The 216-nt window shown below is 51.9% G+C and carries 1 protein-coding gene; it reads left to right on the forward strand.

Annotation, left to right across the window (positions count from 1 at the left end; all coding sequences use genetic code 11):
* Window positions 1-216, forward strand: a 216-nt coding sequence (locus tag EAE91_RS23955) for an AMP-binding protein (protein WP_214090595.1), incomplete at both ends; no start/stop codon positions are given.

Consider the following 216-nt stretch of genomic DNA (forward strand, 5'->3'; position numbering starts at 1 on the left):
CCCGCCTATATAAAACCGGCGATTTGGTGCGCTGGCAGCCGGATGGCAATCTGGAATATCTGGGACGCAATGATTTTCAGGTCAAAATCCGCGGTTACCGCATCGAATTGAGCGAAATTGAAGCCGCACTCACTTTGCACCCACAGGTAAAACAGGCGGTGGTGATTGACCGTGAGCATAACGGCCATAAAGTACTGGTGGCGTATCTGGTGACAG

The sequence above is a fragment of the Photorhabdus noenieputensis genome, assembly GCF_018448935.1.
GTDB classification, from domain to species: Bacteria; Pseudomonadota; Gammaproteobacteria; order Enterobacterales; family Enterobacteriaceae; genus Photorhabdus; species Photorhabdus noenieputensis.